Genomic DNA, 6,359 nt, shown 5'->3' on the forward strand with positions numbered 1-6,359 from the left:
GACGAGGTTCTCGGCAAAGATTTCCGGGAAGTCATTCCGGAAACCTATCTGCCGAAAATCATGGAATTGCTCAAGGAGTTGTTTTATTCGGAAAAGGGGACCGTTCGCCAGCAGATGACCATTCCCATTGGTAACGATAAATACACACTGATGGTCAATCTCACAACCCTGCGTGATAACCACAATCATTTTCTGGGAACAGTTGTTGTTTTTTGACGATTTAACCCAGCTATACAAAGCCCAAAGAATGGCGGCATGGCGGGAAGTGGCCAGGAGAATTGCCCATGAAATCAAGAACCCGCTCACCCCGATTCAACTTTCCGCTCAACGGCTGAGACGACGGTATCTCGATCGTTTTGATGAGGATGACCATGTTTTCGACGAATGTACCAGAATGATCAGCAATCAAGTTGATGAGCTGAAAAATCTGGTCAATGAGTTTTCCAGCTTCGCCCGTATGCCGGCCACCAAACCAACAGAGAACAACCTGAATGACGTTATTGACGAGTGCCTCAGCCTCTACAAGCAGGCACATAAGAATATTGATTTTCAGCGCTCTATCGAACCCAACCTGCCGGTAACAAGGTTCGACCGGAACAGATCAAAAGAGTCCTTATCAATCTGCTGGAAAACGCGGTTGCGGCCATCACCACCACCGGAACGATAAAACTCGAATCAGACTATAATCAGGAGTTGCAGATCATTACGCTGTCTGTTGCAGATACCGGCTGCGGTATCCCTGCTGAAGACAAGGCCCGGCTGTTCGAACCCTACTTTTCTACAAAAAAAACCGGGACCGGACTGGGACTGGCTATCGTGTCTACGATCATCGCCGATCATAACGGCTATATCCGGGTCAGGGACAACAAGCCCCAGGGTTCTATTTTCATCATTGAGCTTCCGGCGACGACAGCTTGAATTAAGTATTTGAAAGGCTATTGATATGAAAAACATCCTTATTGTCGATGACGAAGACAGCATACGCCAAAGCCTGGAAGGGATTTAAACGACGAGGGCTTTCGCACCGCCTTTGCAGCTACCGGAGAAGAGTGCCTTGACAAGATCCAGACAGAAGACCCTGATGTTGTTCTCCTGGACATCTGGATGCCGGGAATCGATGGCCTGGAAACATTGAAACGGATCAAGCAGGTACGCCCCAATCAGCTGTTATCATGATGAGTGGGCATGGCACCATAGAAACTGCAGTCAAAGCCACCCGGCTGGGAGCCTTCGATTTCATCGAAAAACCGCTCTCCCTGGAAAAGGTCTATTGTCCATTCAGAACGGTATGAAGATCGGTCAATTGGTTGCAGAAAACAGAGTGCTGAAAGAAAAGATTGACCGTGACTACCAGATGATCGGCGACAGTCAGCCGATTCTGAGGCTCAAGAAACAGATCAAAATCGCCGCCCCCAGTGCCGGTTGGGTCCTGATCACCGGGGAAAACGGCACCGGTAAAGAGCTGGTCGCAAGGGCGATCCATCAGCAGTCCAGAAGGGCCGATCGAACTTTTGTTGAAGTCAACTGCGCAGCCATCCCAGAAGAACTCATCGAATCAGAATTGTTCGGGCATGAAAAAGGCGCTTTTACCGGGGCCACGGCAGCACGACGGGGAAAATTCGACATAGCCAATGGAGGGACCCTGTTTCTTGATGAGATCGGCGATATGAGTCTAAAAACCCAGGCCAAAATCTTGCGAATTCTGCAGGAACATAAATTTGAGCGGGTCGGAGGTAATCGCACCATCGAAGTCGATGTGCGGGTGATTGCGGCAACCAATAAGGATCTGCAGGAAGAAATAAAATTGGGAAATTTCCGCGAGGATCTTTACTTCCGGCTGAATGTCCTGCCCTTTGTCGTTCCCCCCCTTAAGATTCAGGAAGGAAGATATCCCGAAATTATGTTCTCACTTTCTACAGCATTTTTGCGGCAAGGAAAGCCGGGATATCAAATCTATCTCAAATGAAGCCCTGCACGCCCTGATGAGCTATAACTGGCCTGGGAACGTCAGAGAGCTGAAAAATCTCATTGAGCGTTTGGTTATTATGACCCCGGGTCAGGAAATCAACACGGCAGACCTGCCCAGGGAAATGACGGAGGCCCAGAGTGAAACGGAGCCGCTGCTCTTTGGCCAAAACCAGGAACTGCCCGATTCTTATCGTGATGCCAAGGAATTATTCGAAAAGCAGTTTTTGTTGGAAAAACTGACCAAAAATAATTGGAATATTTCCAGGACGGCGGAAGAAATCGGCCTGGAACGTTCAAACCTGCACAGAAAGATCAAATCTTACGGAATCGAGCCGGAATAAAGCCAGCCACGAGGTTAACGCTGAGACCGGCAGGACATCGGCTGACCAGGCAAAAGACTTGCGCCCCTCAACGAATCCGTTGCCAAACCGATAAAAAACCCCGTCTTTTGTAAAGACGGGGTTGTGAAATAATTTCGGCGGCGACCTACTTTCCCACATAGTCTCCCATGCAGTATCATCGGCGCTGTAGGACTTAACTTCTGTGTTCGGGATGAGAACAGGTGTACCCCCTACGCTATAGCCACCGAAAACCTTATAACTGGTTTTCAATTACATTGACTGATTTTTATATTTTTAAACATAAAAAACCCCGTCTTTTGTAAAGACGGGGTTGTGAAATAATTTCGGCGGCGACCTACTTTCCCACATAGTCTCCCATGCAGTATCATCGGCGCTGTAGGACTTAACTTCTGTGTTCGGGATGAGAACAGGTGTACCCCCTACGCTATAGCCACCGAAAACCTTATAACTGGTTTTCAATCGCATTGACTGATTCGAATTCTGAACGATAGCAGGGAACTCAAGGGGGTTGGGGGAGCGGACTCCCCCTTCCCTATAAAAAACTATTATGGTCAAGCCTCACGGTCAATTAGTACCGGTTAGCTGAACACATTACTGTGCTTACACATCCGGCCTATCAACGTTGTCGTCTCCAACGGACCTTCAGGGGGCAAACCCCCAGGGAGATCTCGTCTTGAGGTGGGCTTCCCGCTTAGATGCTTTCAGCGGTTATCCTTTCCGAACATAGCTACCCTGCGATGCCACTGGCGTGACAACAGGAACACTAGTGGTTCGTCCATTCCGGTCCTCTCGTACTAGGAACAGATCCTCTCAAATCTCCTACGCCCACGGCAGATAGGGACCAAACTGTCTCACGACGTTTTAAACCCAGCTCGCGTACCACTTTAATTGGCGAACAGCCAAACCCTTGGGACCGACTTCAGCCCCAGGATGTGATGAGCCGACATCGAGGTGCCAAACCTCCCCGTCGATGTGAACTCTTGGGGGAGATAAGCCTGTTATCCCCGGAGTACCTTTTATCCGTTGAGCGATGGCCCTTCCATACAGAACCACCGGATCACTAAGACCTGCTTTCGCACCTGCTCGACGTGTCTGTCTTGCAGTCAAGCTCCCTTATGCCTTTGCACTCTTCGGCTGGTTTCCAATCAGCCTGAGGGAACCTTCGCGCGCCTCCGTTACAATTTGGGAGGCGACCGCCCCAGTCAAACTACCCACCAGGCAGTGTCCCCGACCCGGATCACGGGTCTAGGTTAGATATCCAGAAAAACAAGGGTGGTATTTCAAGGACGACTCCACCGACACTGGCGTGCCAGCTTCAAAGTCTCCCACCTATCCTACACATGCTGTCCCGAATATCACTGCCAAGCTATAGTAAAGGTTCACGGGGTCTTTCCGTCTTGCCGCGGGTACTCGGCATCTTCACCGAGAATTCAATTTCGCTGAGTCCCTGGTTGAGACAGTGCGGAAGTCGTTACGCCATTCGTGCAGGTCGGAACTTACCCGACAAGGAATTTCGCTACCTTAGGACCGTTATAGTTACGGCCGCCGTTTACCGGGGCTTCGGTTCAATGCTTCGCTTGCGCTAACACATCCCCTTAACCTTCCGGCACCGGGCAGGCGTCACACCCTATACGTCCTCTTACGAGTTTGCAGAGTGCTGTGTTTTTAGTAAACAGTCGCTACCGCCATTTCTCTGCGACCCCCTTCGGCTTAGGGAGTAAATCCCCTCACCTAACGGAGGCACACCTTCTCCCGAAGTTACGGTGTCATTTTGCCGAGTTCCTTAACCAGAGTTATCTCAATCACCTTGGCATATTCTGCCCGCCCACCTGAGTCGGTTTGCGGTACGGTCTCTTATAATCTGAAGCTTAGAGGCTTTTCTTGGAAGCATGGGATCAATCACTTTATGAGCTTAAAGCTCTCGTCATCGCGTCTCGACGTTTCATAGGAAAGCGGATTTGCCTACTTTCCCCGCCTACTCGCTTAAACCGGGACGTCCAACACCCGGATGACCTACCCTTCTCCGTCCCCCATCGCAATTATAAGAGGTACAGGAATATTAACCTGTTTCCCATCGACTACGGCTTTCGCCCTCGCCTTAGGGGCCGACTAACCCTTCGCAGATTACCTTTACAAAGGAAACCTTGGGCTTACGGTGTGTGGGTTTCTCACCCACATTTTCGCTACTCATGTCAGCATAAGCTCTTGTAGTTCCTCCAGCCGTCCTCGCGGTCGACCTTCAGCGGTTGCTACAATGCTCCCCTACCACTTGTACTTAGTACAAATCCGCAGCTTCGGTACTGTGCTTGAGCCCCGTTACATTTTCGGCGCAGGCCCACTCGACCAGTGAGCTATTACGCTTTCTTTAAAGGGTGGCTGCTTCTAAGCCAACCTCCTGGTTGTTTATGCATTCCCACAACCTTTCCCACTTAGCACAGATTTAGGGACCTTAGCTGGCGATCTGGGTTGTTTCCCTTTTGACTACGGACCTTATCACCCGCAGTCTGACTCCCGTACAGACGTTCCCGGCATTCGGAGTTTGATTAGGTTTGGTACCCTGGTGAGGGCCCTAGCCCATTCAGTGCTCTACCTCCGGGACGATTCATACGAGGCTATACCTAAATATATTTCGGGGAGAACCAGCTATCTCCGAGTTTGATTAGCCTTTCACTCCTATCCACAGGTCATCCCCTCAGTTTTCAACCTAAGTGGGTTCGGGCCTCCACGACGTGTTACCGTCGCTTCACCCTGCCCATGGATAGATCACTCGGTTTCGGGTCTACTCCCAGCAACTCAATCGCCCTATTCAGACTCGCTTTCGCTACGGCTACACCTAACGGCTTAACCTCGCTGGCTGAACGTAACTCGCTGACTCATTATGCAAAAAGGCACGCGGTCACCCTGTCCGAAGACATAGGGCTCCCACTGCTTGTAGGCATACGGTTTCAGGGGTCTATTTCACTCTCCTTATCGGAGTTCTTTTCACCTTTCCCTCACGGTACTATGCGCTATCGGTCATCGGGGAGTATTTAGCCTTGGAAGATGGTCCTCCCAGCTTCCCACAGGATTTCACGTGTCCCGTGGTACTCGGGGACTCCCTAGGGTGGATCTCGGTTTCACATACGGGGCTATCACCCTCTATGGCGGCACTTTCCAGAGCCTTCAATTACCGATCACCAATCCCACCTCGGGGCCCCACAACCCCAGAACCACCGTAGTAGTTCTGGTTTGGGCTAATCCGCGTTCGCTCGCCGCTACTAGCAGAATCTCAATTGATTTCTTCTCCTACAGGTACTTAGATGTTTCAGTTCCCTGCGTTCGCCTCCAACACCTATGGATTCAGTGCTGGATGACGGGGTATCATCCCCGCCGGGTTTCCCCATTCGGACATCTCCGGGTCGAAGCCTGTTTAGCGGCTCACCGAAGCTTTTCGCAGCTTACCACGTCCTTCATCGCCTCCCGATACCAAGGCATCCACCGTACGCCCTTAGTAGCTTGACCATAAATAGTCTTTTTCTACTTAAGTTCTTACGTCTTGCCTTTACTTGCTATCGCTTGCTATCTGCGCGGTCATTCACGTTCCGCGCAAATGATTCGTTCTAAATCTATCAGTCATATGCAATTGTCAAAGATCGAATATCGTTTACGAATATGGTGGAGGTGAACGGGATCGAACCGATGACCTCCTGCTTGCAAGGCAGGCGCTCTCCCAACTGAGCTACACCCCCGAAATGATCTGGTGGCCAGGGAGGACTTGAACCTCCGACCTCACGATTATCAGTCGTGTGCTCTAGCCAGCTGAGCTACTAGCCCACATCCACACTATTCGTGTTATTCGATGTCAAAGAACACAAAACCTCTTCATAAAAGAGGCCCTGGTCTCTTCAAAACTAAATAGCAGACTAAGAACTTGTAGGATTTTAAGCTTTAACCGCTGCCTTTCCGGCAGGGCAAGCTCCTTAGAAAGGAGGTGATCCATCCGCACCTTCCGGTACGGATTACCTTGTTACGACTTCACCCAGTTACCGA

The 6,359-nt window shown here is 50.5% G+C and carries 2 protein-coding genes, 2 tRNA genes, 3 rRNA genes and 2 pseudogenes; 4 read left to right on the forward strand and 5 right to left on the reverse strand.

Features of this window, described 5'->3' with window-relative positions; all coding sequences use genetic code 11:
* The 4 genes and pseudogenes from N909_RS26410 to N909_RS26520 all read left to right on the forward strand — a co-directional run.
* Nucleotides 1–216 (forward strand): annotated as a pseudogene (locus N909_RS26410) (hypothetical protein); the annotation flags it as partial.
* 31 nt (nt 217–247) lie between these two features.
* Nucleotides 248–667 (forward strand): sensor histidine kinase, encoded by a 420-nt coding sequence (locus N909_RS26415; RefSeq protein WP_281174883.1) that lies wholly within the window; start codon nt 248–250, stop codon nt 665–667.
* The gene (locus N909_RS26420) at nt 646–918 is read left to right on the forward strand and encodes an ATP-binding protein (RefSeq protein ID WP_281174886.1); all 273 of its coding nucleotides are present in this window, start codon (nt 646–648) and stop codon (nt 916–918) included. Before N909_RS26415 ends, N909_RS26420 begins: the two co-directional genes overlap by 22 nt.
* Before the next feature lie 25 nt (nt 919–943).
* Nucleotides 944–2,309 (forward strand): annotated as a pseudogene (locus N909_RS26520) (sigma-54-dependent transcriptional regulator).
* Nucleotides 2,310–2,441: 132 nt separating this feature from the next.
* Here N909_RS26520 and rrf (N909_RS0123440) read toward each other — a convergent pair.
* The 5 genes from rrf (N909_RS0123440) to N909_RS0123460 form a co-directional block, all read right to left on the reverse strand.
* Nucleotides 2,442–2,558 (reverse strand): 5S ribosomal RNA (rrf, locus tag N909_RS0123440).
* Between the two features lie 93 nt (nt 2,559–2,651).
* A 5S ribosomal RNA gene (gene rrf, locus N909_RS0123445) occupies nt 2,652–2,768 on the reverse strand.
* Between the two features lie 109 nt (nt 2,769–2,877).
* Nucleotides 2,878–5,831: ribosomal RNA gene (locus tag N909_RS0123450) — 23S ribosomal RNA — on the reverse strand.
* 151 nt (nt 5,832–5,982) lie between these two features.
* Nucleotides 5,983–6,058, reverse strand: a tRNA-Ala gene (locus N909_RS0123455).
* 9 nt (nt 6,059–6,067) lie between these two features.
* A tRNA-Ile gene (locus N909_RS0123460) sits at nt 6,068–6,143 on the reverse strand.
* Nucleotides 6,144–6,359: the final 216 nt, after the last annotated feature.

Source organism: Pelobacter seleniigenes DSM 18267, assembly GCF_000711225.1.
GTDB classification, from domain to species: Bacteria; Desulfobacterota; Desulfuromonadia; order Desulfuromonadales; family Geopsychrobacteraceae; genus Seleniibacterium; species Seleniibacterium seleniigenes.